This is a genomic window from Luteimonas sp. YGD11-2, assembly GCF_004118975.1.
GTDB classification, from domain to species: Bacteria; Pseudomonadota; Gammaproteobacteria; order Xanthomonadales; family Xanthomonadaceae; genus Luteimonas; species Luteimonas muca.
Genome location: NZ_CP035376.1, coordinates 33,340 through 48,909, shown reverse-complemented (window position 1 = coordinate 48,909; position 15,570 = coordinate 33,340). Strand labels below are relative to the sequence as shown.

Annotated in this window: 21 protein-coding genes; 15 read left to right on the top strand and 6 right to left on the bottom strand. The window is 63.5% G+C overall.

What is annotated here, in order from left to right:
- Positions 1-2 precede the first annotated feature (2 nt).
- The 5 genes from ERL55_RS00245 (at position 3) to arsJ (ending at position 4,450) form a co-directional block, all read left to right on the top strand.
- The gene (locus ERL55_RS00245; RefSeq protein ID WP_129134640.1) at positions 3-353 is read left to right on the top strand and encodes a metalloregulator ArsR/SmtB family transcription factor; all 351 of its coding nucleotides are present in this window, start codon (positions 3-5) and stop codon (positions 351-353) included.
- Positions 354-356: 3 nt separating this feature from the next.
- Positions 357-1,643: an arsenic transporter gene (locus tag ERL55_RS00240; protein WP_129134639.1), complete on the top strand. Its 1,287-nt coding sequence runs from the start codon at positions 357-359 to the stop codon at positions 1,641-1,643.
- Between the two features lie 70 nt (positions 1,644-1,713).
- Positions 1,714-2,205: an arsenate reductase ArsC gene (locus ERL55_RS00235; RefSeq protein ID WP_129134638.1), complete on the top strand. Its 492-nt coding sequence runs from the start codon at positions 1,714-1,716 to the stop codon at positions 2,203-2,205.
- A complete protein-coding gene (locus tag ERL55_RS00230) occupies positions 2,202-3,209 on the top strand; it encodes an ArsJ-associated glyceraldehyde-3-phosphate dehydrogenase (RefSeq protein WP_129134637.1) in 1,008 nt (335 codons plus the stop codon). The genes ERL55_RS00235 and ERL55_RS00230 overlap by 4 nt, the downstream gene beginning before the upstream one ends.
- 2 nt (positions 3,210-3,211) lie before the next feature.
- A complete protein-coding gene (arsJ, locus tag ERL55_RS00225) occupies positions 3,212-4,450 on the top strand; it encodes an organoarsenical effux MFS transporter ArsJ (RefSeq protein WP_206733334.1) in 1,239 nt (412 codons plus the stop codon).
- Between the two features lie 347 nt (positions 4,451-4,797).
- Here the strand turns inward: arsJ and ERL55_RS00220 are convergent, their stop codons facing one another.
- The 3 genes from ERL55_RS00220 to ERL55_RS00210 are packed head-to-tail and all read right to left on the bottom strand — an operon-like array spanning position 4,798 to position 6,486.
- On the bottom strand, positions 4,798-5,532 hold the full coding sequence (locus ERL55_RS00220) for an ImmA/IrrE family metallo-endopeptidase (RefSeq protein ID WP_129134635.1): 735 nt from the start codon (positions 5,530-5,532) through the stop codon (positions 4,798-4,800).
- A complete protein-coding gene (locus ERL55_RS00215) occupies positions 5,529-5,936 on the bottom strand; it encodes a hypothetical protein (RefSeq protein WP_129134634.1) in 408 nt (135 codons plus the stop codon). Before ERL55_RS00215 ends, ERL55_RS00220 begins: the two co-directional genes overlap by 4 nt.
- Position 5,937: 1 nt before the next feature.
- Positions 5,938-6,486: a hypothetical protein gene (locus ERL55_RS00210; RefSeq protein ID WP_129134633.1), complete on the bottom strand. Its 549-nt coding sequence runs from the start codon at positions 6,484-6,486 to the stop codon at positions 5,938-5,940.
- A 187-nt stretch (positions 6,487-6,673) separates the two neighbouring features.
- On the opposite strand from ERL55_RS00210, the gene ERL55_RS00205 reads away from it, so the two are divergent.
- From ERL55_RS00205 to ERL55_RS00180, 6 genes are read left to right on the top strand one after another with little or no spacing between them, the layout of a single operon-like run.
- Positions 6,674-7,012, top strand: a complete 339-nt coding sequence (locus tag ERL55_RS00205; protein WP_129134632.1) for a hypothetical protein — start codon at positions 6,674-6,676, stop codon at positions 7,010-7,012.
- Between the two features lie 25 nt (positions 7,013-7,037).
- Positions 7,038-7,952: an AAA family ATPase gene (locus ERL55_RS00200; protein ID WP_129134631.1), complete on the top strand. Its 915-nt coding sequence runs from the start codon at positions 7,038-7,040 to the stop codon at positions 7,950-7,952.
- Entirely contained in the window at positions 7,949-8,422 is a 474-nt protein-coding gene (locus ERL55_RS00195) for a hypothetical protein (RefSeq protein ID WP_129134630.1), read from the top strand. The genes ERL55_RS00200 and ERL55_RS00195 overlap by 4 nt, the downstream gene beginning before the upstream one ends.
- Complete coding sequence (locus ERL55_RS00190) at positions 8,419-8,922, top strand: HORMA domain containing protein (RefSeq protein WP_129134629.1); 504 nt, start codon at positions 8,419-8,421, stop codon at positions 8,920-8,922. The genes ERL55_RS00195 and ERL55_RS00190 overlap by 4 nt, the downstream gene beginning before the upstream one ends.
- Entirely contained in the window at positions 8,919-9,818 is a 900-nt protein-coding gene (locus tag ERL55_RS00185) for a CBASS oligonucleotide cyclase (protein WP_129134628.1), read from the top strand. The genes ERL55_RS00190 and ERL55_RS00185 overlap by 4 nt, the downstream gene beginning before the upstream one ends.
- Positions 9,819-9,832: 14 nt before the next feature.
- The gene (locus ERL55_RS00180) at positions 9,833-10,597 is read left to right on the top strand and encodes a DUF6602 domain-containing protein (protein WP_129134627.1); all 765 of its coding nucleotides are present in this window, start codon (positions 9,833-9,835) and stop codon (positions 10,595-10,597) included.
- 229 nt (positions 10,598-10,826) lie between these two features.
- Here the strand turns inward: ERL55_RS00180 and ERL55_RS00175 are convergent, their stop codons facing one another.
- Positions 10,827-11,756 (bottom strand): SOS response-associated peptidase family protein, encoded by a 930-nt coding sequence (locus ERL55_RS00175; RefSeq protein WP_129134626.1) that lies wholly within the window; start codon positions 11,754-11,756, stop codon positions 10,827-10,829.
- On the bottom strand, positions 11,757-11,993 hold the full coding sequence (locus ERL55_RS00170) for a hypothetical protein (RefSeq protein WP_129134625.1): 237 nt from the start codon (positions 11,991-11,993) through the stop codon (positions 11,757-11,759).
- A 41-nt stretch (positions 11,994-12,034) separates the two neighbouring features.
- Between ERL55_RS00170 and ERL55_RS14795 the strand changes: the two genes are divergently transcribed.
- Positions 12,035-12,286: a hypothetical protein gene (locus tag ERL55_RS14795; RefSeq protein ID WP_164972074.1), complete on the top strand. Its 252-nt coding sequence runs from the start codon at positions 12,035-12,037 to the stop codon at positions 12,284-12,286.
- Between the two features lie 352 nt (positions 12,287-12,638).
- Here the strand turns inward: ERL55_RS14795 and ERL55_RS00160 are convergent, their stop codons facing one another.
- Positions 12,639-12,818 carry a DUF3606 domain-containing protein gene (locus tag ERL55_RS00160; RefSeq protein WP_053505321.1) on the bottom strand — a complete coding sequence of 60 codons (180 nt, stop codon included), beginning with the start codon at positions 12,816-12,818 and terminating at the stop codon, positions 12,639-12,641.
- A 351-nt stretch (positions 12,819-13,169) separates the two neighbouring features.
- On the opposite strand from ERL55_RS00160, the gene umuD reads away from it, so the two are divergent.
- The 3 genes from umuD (at position 13,170) to ERL55_RS00145 (ending at position 15,438) form a co-directional block, all read left to right on the top strand.
- Positions 13,170-13,562 (top strand): translesion error-prone DNA polymerase V autoproteolytic subunit, encoded by a 393-nt coding sequence (gene umuD / locus ERL55_RS00155; RefSeq protein WP_129137119.1) that lies wholly within the window; start codon positions 13,170-13,172, stop codon positions 13,560-13,562.
- Positions 13,563-13,815: 253 nt separating this feature from the next.
- Positions 13,816-15,057 (top strand): Y-family DNA polymerase, encoded by a 1,242-nt coding sequence (locus tag ERL55_RS00150; protein WP_129134624.1) that lies wholly within the window; start codon positions 13,816-13,818, stop codon positions 15,055-15,057.
- 129 nt (positions 15,058-15,186) lie between these two features.
- The gene (locus ERL55_RS00145; protein ID WP_129134623.1) at positions 15,187-15,438 is read left to right on the top strand and encodes a hypothetical protein; all 252 of its coding nucleotides are present in this window, start codon (positions 15,187-15,189) and stop codon (positions 15,436-15,438) included.
- Positions 15,439-15,570: the final 132 nt, after the last annotated feature.

Genomic DNA, 15,570 nt, shown 5'->3' with positions numbered 1-15,570 from the left:
ACATGGAACTCAAGAACGCAACCACCGCCTTGGCCGCCTTGGGGCAACCCACGCGGCTGTCCGTCTTTCGCCTGCTGGTCGAGGCCGGTCCAGAGGGGCGCATGCCCGGCGAGATCGCCGAAGCGCTATCGCTGCCCGGCGCGACCTTGTCGTTCCACCTCAAGGAACTCGCCGCCGCCGGCCTGATCCAAGGCGAGCCCCGCGGCCGTTACATCTGCTACCGCGCCGACTTCGACGCCATGAACGGCCTGATCGAATTCTTGACCCGCAACTGCTGCGGTGGTGACCAGAGTCGCTGTCTCCCTGCCTCCCGCCCGTCCGCCGCGGGTACCTGGAAAGCGAGCAAGGCCTGAACCATGCTGCTTGCGCTGCTCATTTTCATCGCCACCATCGTTCTGGTCATCTGGCAGCCGAAAGGCCTCGGGGTCGGCTGGAGCGCGATGCTGGGTGCCGCATTGGCATTGCTGACCGGCGTCGTGGAGCTGGGGCAGATTCCCACGGTCTGGGGCTTCGTCTGGAACGCCACCTTCACCTTTGTCGCGGTGATCATCATCAGCCTGGTGCTGGATGAAGCCGGGTTCTTCGAGTGGGCGGCACTGCACGTGGCGCGCTGCGGCAAGGGCAACGGGCGCAGGCTGTTTGTCTACCTCGTGCTGCTCGGGGCGGCCGTCGCGGCGCTGTTCGCCAACGATGGCGCCGCGCTGATCCTGACGCCGATCGTGATCGCCATGCTGCTGGCGCTCAGGTTCACGCCGGCGGCGACGCTGGCGTTCGTGATGGCGGCCGGATTCATCGCGGATACGGCAAGCCTGCCCCTGGTCGTGTCCAACCTGGTCAACATCGTCTCGGCGGACTACTTCGACATCGGTTTCGCCGAATACGCCTCGGTCATGTTCCCGGTCAACCTGGTCTCCGTGGCCGCGACGCTTGCCGTCCTGCTGTGGTTTTTCCGCCGAGACATTCCCGTGAACTACGACGTGACCGGGCTGAAGGATCCGCGTTCGGCGATCGTCGACCGCACCACCTTCAACGCGGGCTGGGCGGTGCTGGGCCTCCTGCTGGTGGGCTTCTTCGTGCTGGAAAGGCTCGGCGTGCCCATCAGCGCCGTGGCGGGCGCCGGCGCGCTGGTGCTCCTTGGGGTGGCCGCGCACGGGCACGTGATCTCGACCCGCAAGGTCGTGCGCGAGGCGCCTTGGCAGATCGTGGTGTTCTCGCTCGGCATGTACCTGGTGGTCTATGGCCTGCGCAACGAAGGGCTGACCGACCACCTGGCCGGCCTCCTGGACTGGTTCGCCGGCCATGGCCTGTGGGCGGCGACCTTCGGGACCGGCCTGCTGACGGCCTTCCTGTCGTCGGTCATGAACAACATGCCCACGGTGCTGGTCGGTGCGCTGTCGATCGACGCAAGCCAGGCGGACGGGGCGGTGCGCGAGGCGATGATCTACGCGAACGTCATCGGCAGCGACCTGGGTCCGAAGTTCACGCCGATCGGCAGCCTGGCCACGCTGCTGTGGCTGCACGTGCTGGCACGCAAGGACATCAGGATCACCTGGGGCTATTACTTCAGGGTCGGTGTCGTCCTGACGCTGCCGGTGCTACTCGCGACGCTGGCGGCCCTCGTGATACGGCTGAGTCTTGCGTGATGGCGCCGGCCGCTGCGATGACCCAGCCTTGCGACAGATCGTTTGCTCGTTCCTGACCTGAGGTGACCACATGAAAGACCGTTACAACGTGTTGTTCGTGTGCACCCGAAACTCCGCCCGCAGCCTCATGGCCGAGACACTGGCCAACCGCTTGGGCGGCGAGCGAATCCGTGCCTTTAGCGCGGGAAACCACCCCGACGGACGTGTGCATCCCGGTGCTGTTCGAGCTCTGACTGCTGCAGGCTTGGCGACATCCGAACTGCGCGGCAAGAGCTGGGACGAATTCACCGTGTCGGACGCGCCGGTGATGGATCTGATCATCACCGTCTGCGACCGCGCCGCGGGCGAGACCTGTCCCAACTGGCCCGGTCATCCGGTCACCGCCCACTGGAGCATTCCGGATCCCGCCGCCGTTGAGGGAACTCCTGAGCAGAGCCAGAAAGCCTTCAGCATGGCGCTTCAGATGCTGCAACACCGGATTGCGCTGTTGCTCTCATTGCGCCCCGAGGCATGGGATCGTCTTTCCATCGAGTCGCATCCCGGCAAGGAAGTGAGCCCATGACCATTCGCGTTGGCATCAACGGCTTTGGCCGCATGGGCCGTCTCACCCTGCGCGCCGCGTGGAAGGAGCCGGATATCGAGTTCGTCCAGATCAATGACCCGGCAGGCGAGCCGGCCACCCTCGCGCACCTGCTGACGTTTGACTCGGTGCACGGCCGCTGGGACCGAACGATTGTAGCCGACGGCGATGCGCTCGTGATCGAGGGCCGACGCATTCCGTTGACGCACAACAAGGAACTGGCCGCCACCGACTGGTCCGGCTGCGACGTGGTGATCGAAGCCTCGGGCAAGTTCCGCAAGCCGGACGTGCTGCAGCCGTATCTGGATCAGGGCGTGAAGCGCGTGGTGGTGACCGCGCCGATCAAGTCCGCCGGCACGCTCGACATCGTCATGGGCGTCAACCAGGACCGGTTCGATCCGACCAAGCACCGCATCGTCTCAGCGGCGTCGTGCACGACCAATTGCCTGGCACCGGTGGTCAAGGTGATTCATGAGGGGCTTGGGATCCGCCACGGCAGCCTGACCACGATCCACAGCCTGACCAACACCCAGACGATCATCGACGCACCGCATAAAGACCTGCGCCGGGCGCGCTCGGCCGGGGCAAGCTTGATCCCAACCTCCACCGGCTCGGCCACTGCGATCGCGGAGATCTTTCCCGAGCTGAAGGGACGGCTCGACGGCCACGCCGTGCGCGTGCCGCTCACCAATGCCTCGCTGACCGACTGCGTGTTCGAGGTCGAGCGTCCGACCACCGTCGAGGAAGTGAACGCGATGCTGAAAGCGGCCGCAGACGGCGAGCTGTCCGGAATCCTCGGCTATGAGACGCGTCCACTGGTGTCGATCGACTACCAGACCGATCCGCGCTCCAGCATCATCGACGCGCTGTCCACGCTCGTTGTCAACGGCACCCAGGTCAAGATCTACGCCTGGTACGACAACGAATGGGGCTACGTGAACCGTACCGCCGAACTGGTGCGGCTGGTCGGCAGCGCGGATCGGTGACCATGCTCGCGCGCCTCTCCCCGGACGTGCGCCAGTACCTGCTGATCACCGGCAACTACTGGGCGTTCACCCTGACCGACGGCGCCTTGCGCATGCTGGTGGTGCTGCATTTCCACCAGCTTGGCTACAGTCCGCTGCAGGTGGCGATGCTGTTCCTGTTCTACGAGATCTTCGGGGTGATCACCAATCTCGTTGGCGGCTGGCTCGGTGCGCACGTGGGGCTCAACCGCACCATGAACATCGGCCTGGCCCTGCAGGTGGTGGCCTTGTCGATGCTGCTGGTGCCGACCGCATGGCTGCTGGTGCCGTGGGTAATGGCCGCGCAGGCCCTATCGGGCATCGCCAAGGACCTCAACAAGATGAGCGCCAAGAGCAGCATCAAGCTGCTGGTGCCCAACGATCAACAAGGGGCACTGTACCGCTGGGTCGCTGCGCTGACCGGCTCGAAGAACGCGCTCAAGGGCGTGGGCTTCTTCCTGGGCGGTGCGCTGCTTACCGCCGTCGGCTTCGCGCCGGCGATCGCGATCATGGCGGCCGGCTTGGCAGTTGTGTGGCTGCTCAGCATGGTGCTGCTGAAGCGTGACCTGGGGAAAGCGAAAGCCAAGCCGAAGTTCCGAGACATCTTTTCCAAGAGCCGCGCGATCAACCAGCTGTCGGCCGCCCGCATGTTCCTGTTCGGCGCCCGCGACGTCTGGTTCGTGGTGGCCCTGCCGGTATTCCTGGCCACCTCGCTGGGATGGGACCACTGGCAGGTCGGCGGCTTTCTCGCGGCTTGGGTGATCGGTTATGGCGTGGTGCAATCGCTCGCGCCGTACGTCACCGGCCGCCGAAGCGGCAAGGTGCCCGATGGCCGTTCCGCGTTGGGTTGGGCGAGCGTACTCGCGCTGGTGCCTGCGGCGATGGCGATGCTGTTGCTGCAGGGCCATTCGCCGCAGCTGGTTCTGATCGCGGGACTGACCGTGTTCGGTGTGCTGTTCGCGATCAACTCCTCGCTGCACAGCTACCTGATCGTCAGCTATGCGGCCGAGGACGGCGTCTCGCTCGATGTCGGCTTCTACTACATGGCCAACGCGATGGGCCGGTTGCTGGGCACGGTGCTGTCTGGCTGGGTGTTCCAGCGCTTTGGATTGGCCGCCTGTTTGATGGTGTCGGCGGGGCTGGTCGCGATCGCAGCCTTGGCCTCGGTCACATTGCCGCGGCACGACCGTGAGGATGTAGTCCCACCACGCGACATGGTCTAGTCCCGCAACTCGTTTGGATACATCAACTTAGGCAGGATTCGGCCCGTTTTTACACGAATCCCTGCCGACCCTCTACACCACGAAATGGAGTGACTTGTTGCGGGTACGCTGAACGCGATCGCGTACCCTAGATAATGCGCCCTAATCACTTGCCCCGCCCCCTTTCGGCCAAGAGCGGCCGTTAAAGCGTTATCAACAGTTGGCACGTTCTACCCCAAGCAAAGCGATGCCTGCTATCGCCGACGAGCGGAAAGGAGTTGGGTGGAGGATTCCGATCGTCAACGACCCAAGGATAATGAACGCGTACTATAGCTCTTCAAGAGTGGTTTGCAGCGCATTGCACGGCTCTAATCGAGACGCACGAATGTAAGCGCGCGGTCCGGCGAATATGCCCGGCTATGTTCGGTGGCGATACGGCGCTGAGCGCCGGAGAACCAGGCGTCCCCCGGCAGTTGTCGCGAGCGCACGACCGAAGCGCCAGCGTGCAGAATGTCGAAGGCACCGGAACGATAATCCACAGCGATCATCGGTCGTCCGACGTCCTCCGCAGTGGGCGCCTTGAAAGCGAAGGGCCGGCCGGTGCGCGTATGGCATACGAGCCATCCCGGCCAAAGGTCCAACGCGATTACGCGCAATGCTGTGGCCAGCAGGCTGGTCTGGAACAGGCTCGAAAGAGACTCAACCATCGTCCATGGGGGTTTACGGTCGAGCGCCGCGGCCGCGGGCTCGAACAAGAAGCGGGGCATGAGCAGGGCGGCGGCAAAGCGATCGGCATCTACTTCAAGACCCCGGGCTTCGGATGCTGAGCCTTCGATTTCTTCGGCTCGACAAAGCGTCAGGCGGCCGCGGTGAAGCTGCCAATGACCCAACTCATGGGCAATCGAGAACCGCTGCCGCGCAAGCCCTTGCTTCGAGTTGACCGTGAGAACGCCCCGATCCCCCATACCGACGATACGAGCATCGCAGCCATTCAGCGATGTATATCGAACAGCCAATCCGCAGCTCCAAGCGATCGTCTCCAGGTCAATGTCATCCGGCGAATCAACCCCAAGCGATCGAAGCAGGGCATCCGGAGTAGTCAATCGCGTAACCTCTGTGCGATAGCATCCAAGTCATGTCCAAGTGCTTGAAACTCACTAAGGATCGACAGCACCTCGTCGTCTGGAAGTGCTTTTCCGCTGCGGAATGCCAATGAGAACTTCTTTAGGGATCCGGCGTCACCTTGAACTATCTGATCCAAGATCTCGCGCGCCTTTCGAATGACCTGATCGGATAGTTTTGTCTGCGATGATCGTGTTCTAGCAGCTTCCATTTCTGCGCGAGCACGCAAGAATCGAATTCTCCCGGCTCGTTTTCTCGCTGCGGCGAGCACGGCACCCCTATCGATCGCAACCGGTTCCGCATCTAGCGGCAGGTCTTCAATGTCCGAATGTAAGTAGTCCAGCAGACGCTGGTACTGCTGCGACGGGCGTTCACTGCCACTCATGTCAGTTCTCCCGTTTGGCCAGTAGGCGCTTGATGCGCTCACGTGCGGCGATGATCTCGCTGGCGGTCAATCCGGTCACTTCTTCCAATTCAGCTCTAGCAAACCCTTCCATGGCGGCATACATCAAATCTCTTGCCCCTGGATCGTTGGCGAGCAACGCGTCAATCTCTTGGAGCTCCTCTTGCAGCCGCGCCTCGAAGGGCTCACATGCTGCCATGTCCTCGTCGCCATCCAAGTCCAGTGCGTCGATCGCGTCATTCCACTGCACTTCCGGGTTTCTGGCTCTGGCCTTGCGCCAAGCGCTCAGCACGCTCTTCATCGTGCTGATCAGCTGCGTCCGTAGCGGCAGGTCGTCGCGCCAGGTCCGGTCACCGGCCAAGGTCCGCGCGAGGGCCTCGTTCATCAAGTCTTCTGCCGAAATGGTGTCGCCCATGCACAGACGTGCAGCGACCGCGCCTAGGTAGCGCAGATCCTGCTCAGTGATCGCGTCAAGGGCGTCGCCCTGTTCGACGCCACCGCTGGCCACACGTACGTCTGCCGAATCCGCCAATCCTCCCTCCTTCATATGGTACGGCTCCACCCGATGCCCATTTCGGACGCGGCATGGGATTCCGCCCTTCCGTGGAGCCTTAGATCCTGACGGGTCCGGCGAATCTCGAGTTACGAGACCGGCCAGACCTATACCGGATGACGCAGGTGACCGCGTCCCGATCGCCTGGACCACAGGAGCAAGGGTAATGGATCGGCAGGACTGGATGTATTTTCGGGTATTGGTACCGCCGGGCGTGGTCCTGGCGCTCTCATTCGTGCTGGCGTGGGTCCTGAAGGACATCGGAGCCTCGCCCCTGCTGGCCGGGCTGACGGCCTTCCCCCGGTGGGTTTTACTTGGCGGCATCCTTCTGGCCAGCGGAATGGCGCTCGGGCCGCTTTACCGGTTCTGGCTGTGGCACCGCGGGGAGGGGCTGATGTGCCCGAACTGCAACGGCCCGCTCGGTGACCGCATCGACGGCCGCTACGGCCCCTACTACAAGTGCCTGTGCTGCAGTGGCAATGTCGCCGCCCGCCGGGTTGAGTGAATCCCGCGACCTCGAAGGACTTCGCATGACCCACCTCGCCGCCGTACCGCAGGATGCCGCCAAGGGCATCCACGTCGATCGCCCCCTACCCGATCCGGAACTAGGGGCGCTCTGGGACTCGATCGTTCTGGAGGAGTCGCTCAAGCAGCAGTTGCTCGGGCAGGCCGTCCTGAATTTCACCGTGCGCCGCAAGGTGGCCCGAACCGTGCTTCCGCTCCACGGAGTGATCTTGTTGGTTGGCCCCCCGGGGACGGGCAAGACCTCCCTAGCACGCGGTCTGGCGCACCGGATCGCTGAGTCCTTCAAGGGTCAGCCCTTCCGGCTCCTCGAAGTCGAGCCACACTCGCTCACCAGCGCCATGCTGGGCAAGAGTCAACGCGCCGTCACGGACCTCTTCGCCAAGAGTATCGCCGAGGCGGCGCTGCGGGGTCCCACGATCGTCCTGCTGGACGAAGTCGAGACGCTGGCCGCCGACCGCTCAAAGATGAGCATGGATGCCAATCCGATCGATGCTCACCGCGCCACCGACGCCGTGCTGATCCAGTTGGACGCCCTCGCGCAGCAGCACCCGGACCTTCTGTTCGTGGCAACCAGCAATTTCCCGAAGGCGGTCGACAGCGCCTTCACCTCGCGCTGCGACCTGGTACTGGAGGTGCCGCTCCCCGATCCCACGGCCTGCCGGCAGATCCTCATCGAGTGCCTGCAGGGGCTGGCGGCAACCTACCCTGAGGTAGCAGCGCTCGCGAGATCCGCGAGCATCGGCGATTGCGCCGATGCGGCGGTGGGGTTGGACGGGCGCGCCATCCGCAAGACGGTGGCGGCGGCGCTGAGTAGTTCGCTGGACATCGCGCTTGATCCCAACAAGCTCACTGTTCCGGTGCTGCGCGCCGCGCTTGACCGGGCCCGCCGGGTGCGCGTCGACGGGGGCCTGCAGCGATGAGCACCGTTCGCCGCACCATCCGCAGCATCCCGTATCGGGACTCGATTGCCACCTGGCGTTTCATCATGGCGCTGCTAACGCGGGACAATAACGCCACCGCAGCCGCGGAGCTTGAGGCTGTCACCGGCATCGTCGCGAGTGTGATCGGCGACGGCTCCATGCGCCAGACCCCGATTGTGGTGACCTGTGACGGTCCGCGCACCCGGCTGTATTGTATTTACGATGAAGACGCGCTCGACGAGGCGGAGGCAAGCGAAGATGCGCTGGGCTTCGACCCGTTGAAGGGCGACTGGTCAGTATCGCTGCCGTGCCAAGCTGAGGACCTCGAGTGGGTGCAGCGTGCGCTGGCTGGATCGAGCAAGCGCATCACTGCGCGAGACACCACCGACGGTTTCGAGGTTGCCGACAGCACACCGGCGGCGTCGACTGGCAACGCGCTGACCCTCGACCTCGAGGGCCTGCTGAAATGACCACCGTCAGCGTCTACTCGTACACGCACTCCGTCCGCTACGTGGCCGACAACATCCTTAAGAGCCTCAAGGACATCCTGCTCTTCAGTGGACTGGATCCGCAGAAGTTCGTGCAGAACAAGGAAAGCAACCTGCGCGCCCTCACCGCCTGGATGGAGTCGCAGCACCTGCGCTCGGTGAAGCTGCAGATCATCGACCCGAAAACGGACACGATGGTGTTCCGCTGGGACCTGGAAATCAGCTACGGCTGGACCGGCGGTGATGGATCGTTCTGGACCGACACGACTCAGCTTCGCTACGCGATCACAAAGGCGGGGCTGGTGCCGAGCCAGTGCCGCTACTCGCTCTTGCTCATCGTCGCGCCTGGCGCGCCGGACGTGGTCGGCTGGGGCGATGCTACTGGCTATTCGACGGCCGGGATGGTGCCGCAGAGCCTAGGGACCACCGTCGAGCACCAGGGCCTGGGTGCCAATACCACCTACTGGAGAAAGACAGGATGATCAGCTTGGATGACGCCTTTCGGAAATTCCGGTCGCGACTGGAGCTGAACGAGAACGAGAAAAAGAATGCCATCGCCAGGCACACGGAGGTGCGTGAACACATCAACAGCAAGTTCAAGGTCGATCGTGACTTTTTGACCGGATCTTACGCGCGCTACACCAAGACCAAGCCGCTCAAGGACGTCGACATCTTCTTCGAGCTGGCCGACAGCGAGCGCGGCTATCGCGACAAGGCACCGTCTGAGGTGATCGATGCCTTCTACACTGCGCTTGTGGAAAAGTACGGGCATGAGAAGGTCAGCAAACAGTCACGCTCGCTCAACGTAGATTTCGGCGTTGACGTGGATTCGGACGACAACACCCACTATCGCATTCTGAGCGTGGACGTGATTCCGGCCTTCCGCGCCGGCGATGACTACGAGATCCCCGACACTGCGTCGGGAGCGTGGATCAAGACCAACCCGGAGAAACATGCGACAAAAGCAACCGCTGCCAACAAGGCGTACTCGGGCGAGTGGAAGGGCATTGTGCGAATGCTCAAGTACTGGAACAACAACCCCAAGCACGGCGAGAAGCCCGTGAAGCCATCGTTCCTCCTCGAGGTCATGGCGCTGGACTGCCTGCACGGTGGCTGGGGTGGCAGATTCGACTACGAGTTCCAAGGCCTTTTCGCTACGTTGGCTACGCGCATTCACGACACGTGGCCCGACCCGGCCGGGCTGGGTCCGCCAGTGAGCGACAGCATGGATGCGGCCCGCAAGGCACGCGCCAAGACCCTGCTCGAGGCTGCTGCTCGGGAGGTCACACTAGCGATAAACCTGGCTCGCCAAGGCAAGAACGGCCAAGCACTCGATGCTTGGCGCACGCTCTTCGGCCCCAAGTTCCCTAAGTCGTAACAAGGACGTTGCAGATGACCCACCCAATCGACGATACCGCCTGGCTTCGTGATGCGTTCGTTGGAGTACAGGACGACCTCGCACTGAAGATTCGCCGTGCCTCTCAATCGATCAGTCATTCGGGCACCCAGGGTAGCGTCAATGAAGACAACTGGATCGAGGTCTTCCGCGCATACTTGCCCGACCGCTATAAGGTCGAGACCGGCTTTGTTATTGACAGCGCCGGGGGAAGCAGTGAACAGATCGATATCATAATCTTCGATCGGCATTTCACTCCGACGTTGCTCGATCAGCAGCGGCATCGCTATGTCCCGGCGGAGGCGGTGTACGCGGTATTCGAATCCAAGCCGCACTTCGACAAAAGCTACTTCGGGTACGCAGGGCAGAAGGCCGCTTCGGTGCGCAAGTTGCTGCGTACGTCAGTCCCCATCGCCCATGCTGGGGGCGTGTTCCCCTCCAAGCCCCCGTTCCCCATCGTGGCCGGGCTAGTGGCACCGCGCTCGAGCTGGGCTGATGGACTGGGCCCTACGTTCGAGAAGAACCTGCCGGACACCGTGGACGAACACCTGGATTGCGGGTGTGCGCTCGAAGACGGCGCCTTTGACACATTCAATGGCAGCCTGAGCGTGTATCCAAGCGATGGCGCGTTGATTCTCTTCCTATTTCGCTTGCTGTCGAAACTACAGTCCTTGGGCAGCGTTCCGGCTATCGACTGGGCCGCGTATGCGGCCGTCTTAAGCAACGGACGCTACAAGGGAGAAAATGACATCGATGGTTAGGGGACCCACCTGACACACGACACGTTGGCCGACTAAGTTAGCAGCGCGATAGGTCCTCGGATGGCTAGCGAACGACCGCTTCGAGTCGGAAGCTGCCTCGACCCTATCCCGGATACTGTCCGCAATCACTCATGCGTCCTCGACGACTTCATGCTTGCATGAGCAGCTCGCGTAGGCGCCTTGAGCATGCATGCGGATATGTCTTGAGCAATCCCTACTACAGGCACGCCTAAGCTGCTTGTCGGTGCTCGTAATACGGGTGCCGCTTGTCGTCGAATATGGCCTGCATAGCCGCCAGGTTCTTGCCAGGATTGAGCCAGGCATCGACGTGCTCGGGGCGGATGTTGATGATGGTCCGATCGTGGCCTGCGGCGGCCACCTCGGGCTCGGGCTCATCGGTGATGGCGGCGAACGACAACAAGTCTGGATGCTCGCCCTTGGGATCCGTCCACTTCGACCAAAGGCAGGCGATGAGCATGGGTTCATGGTCGCGCGGCGTGAAGGCCAGCACTTGGTTCTTGCCGTCCACCTCCACGTTCTCGTAGAACACGTCGGCCACCATCAGGCCATGCTGCTGGCCGAAGAGATCCTTCCAGAAGCCTTCGAGGTTGTCCCGCCGGGCGTTGTAGGTGCCCGGGAACTTGGTGTCGTAGAACGCGGGCTTTCCAGCAGGCCGACACTGGTAGCGCATCGGCTTGACCACCCGCTCCCCGTCTTCCATGACCATGACCGGTACGAAGTAGCCGGGGAAGATCCGCGAGTCGCTGGGCTTGGGCTCGGTGCGCTTGAGCGCGTCGATGCGGGCCTGGATCCGGGCCATCTTGTCCGTGCCAATGCGCACGTCGTCCTGGGCCTTCTTGGTGACTTTTTCCAGCAGCTTGCGCTGCCCGTCGGCCACCCGCTTTTTCTGCTTGAACAGCTCCTGGGACAGATTCGTCATCTCGTCCGCGTCCCACGCCCGGATGAGCTCGGCGACCTCGTCGGGCCCGAACTGGAGGACATCGATTTCCATGGCCCGAGGCACCTTCGGGCGCTTGGCATGGGGGTCCTTACCCATGTCCCGCCAGAACAGCTTCACGTAGTCCCGAATGGCCATCTTCGAGCCGGTCTGGCGCTGGAACTTGCGGAATCCGGCGAACACTTGGGCGGAGTAGCACATTCAGTCGTCCTCGCAGTCGAGCTCCATGTAGGACATGTAGCGCCCGTGCTGTGCCAGCATGGCCGCCAGTCGTTTCCCCACCGCCTGGCAGTGCTCGCCCGCCTGGTCTTCGATGACGTCGGCCACCCCGGCGAACGCCATCCAAAAGTCCCCGTCGTCGGGGTGATCTGCGATGAGCTGGGGCAGGCTGGCTTCCAGTTCGTCGAGCTGGGCCGTGAGGGCTTGGAGCGTGGCCATAGGGTCCTCCAGAGACGGGGTCTCGCGTCTATAGTAGGCCGATGGACGACGCACTGAAAAAAGCCCTCCACGACTTCCAGTTGGCCACGCGTCCCGCGCACTGGTATGGCAAGACCTACGGCGAGTTCTGGCGGTGGTTTTCCGAGCAGGAGCAGGCCTTGCTAGCTCAAGCCGCCCCGGAAGACCTGGACGCGCTTCGCGTCGAACTGTTCGAGCTGACGGCCGACTGCGACGATGCGGGCTATGCGGTGCCCGACGAGTGGACGGATCGAGTCATCGAACGCCCCGGGTGAGCGTCCTTTGTCCCTACTGCCAGCAGCCGGCCGTGTTGCTGCGCTGGCAGGAGCCGGGCTATCCCTACCCCGCGGACTGGGGCCCGGCGTGGAAGTGCGAACCCTGCGACGCCTTCATTCGGTGCTGCCAAGGCACCACCCGGCCGTTGGGCACCTTGGCCGACGCCGACACCCGCCATTGGCGGAGCTTGGCGCATAGAGCCCTAGACCCGTTGTGGCAAGGCGGTGGACGCTCTCGCTCTGCTGTCTACCCGGAACTGGCGGCAGCCCTTCGGCTTTCAGAGCGCCAAGCCCACATCGGCCTCATGGGGCCGACCGAGTGCCAAGCGGTCATCGCGTGGGCGAGCTCGGCTCAGCGGCCGGCCAGATAGTTCTCCACAGCCTCGGCCGAGTTGCCTACCGCGTTCACTGCGTCCTGGAGGCGCTGCCGGTCCACCCCGAACTTCTCCGTCCAGTAACGCACCTCGTGATCCTGCTCCATGGAAATACGGGACCGGTCCTGCGAACCACGATCATTGGGGTTGTCGGGCATGGAGAAGCTCCTGGCAGATAGTGCCGCCCACCCTAGCCATCCACTCGTTAGGCCAGCGTCGCCTTCAACGCTCAGCGCTACTGCCTCCGGCCCTGCAGGCTCGAGGTAAGCTCGACCGTCGTGGTAGGCGGCATTGCCTTGCCAAGGGGGCGCCCCATTCAGCGAAATGCTAATGGCCTTGCCGGGCCCGGGCTCCTACTCTGTTGGCCCGCCCTGAGCGGGTGACGTCCCCGGATCCTGGCCCCCATGTCTGAACTTGCTGTTGTCTACCGCCTGCCCCGCCGTATGCCTGACCCACCTGGGCTGTTGGGCGCGTGCGTGCCTGCCCCCTCATGGATGCCCCGGCCGGTGATGCCCTTCCGCGCCACCTGCGGCTTTCCCTCCCCGGCCGAGGACTTCTACGGCCAGGGCGATGATCTGGACCTCAACGAGCGGGTGATCGGCAACCCCGCAGCCACCTTCTTCGTCGAAGCCGACACGGGCACGTCGATGGTGGAGTTCGGCATCTTCCCCGGCGACACGTTGGTGGTGGACCGCTCGCTCACACCACGGCATGGCGACGTGGTCATGGTCTTATGGGAGGGCGGCTACACCGTCAAGCAGTGGTGGCCGACCGCCCGGGGCCTGGAGCTGCGTTCGGGAAGCCCACAGCACGCCCCCATCCGGGTAGGCCCGGAGGAAGAGGTCGAGGTGTGGGGCGTGGTGACCTGGTCGTTTCGCAAGCAGTTCCGCAGAAAGCGCTGACGACAACGCCCCCGAAGGGGCGTTGAAGGCTTATCGGCGCTCGGAGGAGGGGACTGCTCCCGGCCCACCCGGGTGGACATTGGCCTGAACCGCAGGGCCAGTGTCCCTGACGCGCCAAGGCGTGGCCATCGGGCTTTGCCTCGGCGGGGGTAGGACTTCGCCACCTGGGTCTGTAAGGCCTTGCCAGGGCGGCAGTCTCAGCCGGTGAGAGCGACCGGCCTACCCTGTCCCGCATCTCCAACGGATTGAAGCGATGTTCGGCCTCGTCGACGGCAACAACTTCTATGCCTCGTGCGAGCGGGTGTTCGACCCGTCCTTGCGCGGCCAGCCCGTGGTCGTGCTGTCCAACAACGATGGTTGCGCGATTGCCCGGAGCAACGAGGCGAAGGCCTTGGGCGTGAAGATGGGCCAGCCCATCCATGAGGTGCCCTCCCCCATCCGCCGGCAGCTGAAGGTCCGCTCGGCCAACTTTGCGCTGTATGGGGACCTGTCGGGCCGGGTGGTGTCGATCCTGCGGGATCTGTTCCCCGCCGTGGAGGTCTACTCGATCGACGAGTCGTTCGTGTCGTTCGACGGCATCCCTGCGCACGAGCGGGTGCGAGTCGCCACCGGAGCGCGCGCTCGCATCCGCCAGTGGACCGGGATTCCGTGTTGCGTGGGCATCGGGTCGACCAAGACCCTGGCGAAGCTTGGCAACAAGCGGGCAAAGTCGACGGTGGAGGGCGTGGAGGAGGTCAGCAATGCCGCGCAGCTGGCCGATTTCGCGGTGGAGGATGTCTGGGGCGTGGGCCGCAAGTGGGCGACCCGGCTGGGCGCCGAAGGCATCCTCACGGCCGGGGACCTGGCCCGGGCCGACCCCGACACCCTCAGGACCCGCTATGGCGTAGTACTGGCGCGTACGCAGCGCGAGCTTCAGGGCACTGCCTGCGCGCAGCTGGAAGAATCCGAGCCGGACCGGCAGCAGATCGTCGTCTCCCGCTCCTTCGGGCGCGAGGTCGTGGACCTCGACGACGTGAGCCATGCGGTGGCAACCTTCGCCGTCCGCGCTTGCGAGAAGCTTCGCGCCCGATCGCTCCAGGCTTCGGGCGTGTGGGTGTGGCTCAACACCAACCCCTTCAAGCCTGGCGCCAAGCAATACCACCCCAGCCGCGCCATCCCGCTCATCGCCCCGTCCAGCGACACACGTGAGGTGCTGGCGGTGGCCCAGGCCCTGGTGCGTTCGATGTATCGGAAGGGTTACGCCTACAAAAAGGCCGGCGTTGGTCTACTGGACCTGACCCACGAGGACACCTACCAGGCCGACCTGTTCGCGGGCGTGGACCCGCGGTCAGAGAAGCTCATGGCCGTGCTTGACCAGGCCAATCGGCGCTTCGGCCGGGGGACGATGGGATTCGCCTCGGCCCACCGGCGCACCCCGGCCCAGTGGCGCATGCGGCAGGAGCACTTGTCGCCCTCGTACACCACGAGATGGAGTGACTTGTTGCGGGTACGCTGAGGCAATCTTATGGCACGCCACCCACTGCTCACAGCGGGACAGGGGCGGGCGACTTAACGCGAATGCCCACGCTTGAGAGTATGTGATAAGCAGACATATGGAGCTCCCGTGCCCACGCCGCAACTACTGATGAAGTTCAAGGACAAGGACACACCGAACACGGTGACGCGCAAGACCGTCAAGGCGATGGCCGCAATGCTCGGGCTCAACGAAACCCAGCTCATCAACTACGCGTTGTCCAAACTGCGCGAGGAATTGTTCCCAACCTTGCCGGATGGCGCCCCGGAGCTTTCCGCCAAGGCGATTGAAGCCATCCGTGCCCGCTATGGGCATCTTGAAGCCCGGTACAAACCCTCGTCCAGCTTGATCCAGGACCTGTAGTGTCCACGTCCTGGCACAGGCTGCGATGTTGTATGTTGTATTGCGCTACAACATACAACACAGCCACAACTACTGACGCAGTTCGTTCTTTCGTGTTTGGCCTTTAAAGGCTGGGAAACGTACAGCATTCTT

What these genes read in the sequence shown, in the direction of transcription:
- ERL55_RS00170 (WP_129134625.1), bottom strand. Translation starts at nt 11,993, where the DNA reads ATGGCCACGCTCCAAGCCCTCACGGCCCAGCTCGACGAACTGGAAGCC.
- ERL55_RS00215 (WP_129134634.1), bottom strand. Translation starts at nt 5,936, where the DNA reads ATGAGTGGCAGTGAACGCCCGTCGCAGCAGTACCAGCGTCTGCTGGAC.
- ERL55_RS14795 (WP_164972074.1), top strand. Translation starts at nt 12,035, where the DNA reads ATGGACGACGCACTGAAAAAAGCCCTCCACGACTTCCAGTTGGCCACG.
- ERL55_RS00205 (WP_129134632.1), top strand. Translation starts at nt 6,674, where the DNA reads ATGGATCGGCAGGACTGGATGTATTTTCGGGTATTGGTACCGCCGGGC.
- umuD (WP_129137119.1), top strand. Translation starts at nt 13,170, where the DNA reads ATGCCCTTCCGCGCCACCTGCGGCTTTCCCTCCCCGGCCGAGGACTTC.
- ERL55_RS00145 (WP_129134623.1), top strand. Translation starts at nt 15,187, where the DNA reads ATGAAGTTCAAGGACAAGGACACACCGAACACGGTGACGCGCAAGACC.
- ERL55_RS00240 (WP_129134639.1), top strand. Translation starts at nt 357, where the DNA reads ATGCTGCTTGCGCTGCTCATTTTCATCGCCACCATCGTTCTGGTCATC.
- ERL55_RS00180 (WP_129134627.1), top strand. Translation starts at nt 9,833, where the DNA reads ATGACCCACCCAATCGACGATACCGCCTGGCTTCGTGATGCGTTCGTT.
- ERL55_RS00235 (WP_129134638.1), top strand. Translation starts at nt 1,714, where the DNA reads ATGAAAGACCGTTACAACGTGTTGTTCGTGTGCACCCGAAACTCCGCC.
- ERL55_RS00190 (WP_129134629.1), top strand. Translation starts at nt 8,419, where the DNA reads ATGACCACCGTCAGCGTCTACTCGTACACGCACTCCGTCCGCTACGTG.
- ERL55_RS00150 (WP_129134624.1), top strand. Translation starts at nt 13,816, where the DNA reads ATGTTCGGCCTCGTCGACGGCAACAACTTCTATGCCTCGTGCGAGCGG.
- ERL55_RS00195 (WP_129134630.1), top strand. Translation starts at nt 7,949, where the DNA reads ATGAGCACCGTTCGCCGCACCATCCGCAGCATCCCGTATCGGGACTCG.
- ERL55_RS00245 (WP_129134640.1), top strand. Translation starts at nt 3, where the DNA reads ATGGAACTCAAGAACGCAACCACCGCCTTGGCCGCCTTGGGGCAACCC.
- ERL55_RS00200 (WP_129134631.1), top strand. Translation starts at nt 7,038, where the DNA reads ATGACCCACCTCGCCGCCGTACCGCAGGATGCCGCCAAGGGCATCCAC.
- ERL55_RS00230 (WP_129134637.1), top strand. Translation starts at nt 2,202, where the DNA reads ATGACCATTCGCGTTGGCATCAACGGCTTTGGCCGCATGGGCCGTCTC.
- ERL55_RS00185 (WP_129134628.1), top strand. Translation starts at nt 8,919, where the DNA reads ATGATCAGCTTGGATGACGCCTTTCGGAAATTCCGGTCGCGACTGGAG.
- ERL55_RS00160 (WP_053505321.1), bottom strand. Translation starts at nt 12,818, where the DNA reads ATGCCCGACAACCCCAATGATCGTGGTTCGCAGGACCGGTCCCGTATT.
- ERL55_RS00175 (WP_129134626.1), bottom strand. Translation starts at nt 11,756, where the DNA reads ATGTGCTACTCCGCCCAAGTGTTCGCCGGATTCCGCAAGTTCCAGCGC.
- arsJ (WP_206733334.1), top strand. Translation starts at nt 3,212, where the DNA reads ATGCTCGCGCGCCTCTCCCCGGACGTGCGCCAGTACCTGCTGATCACC.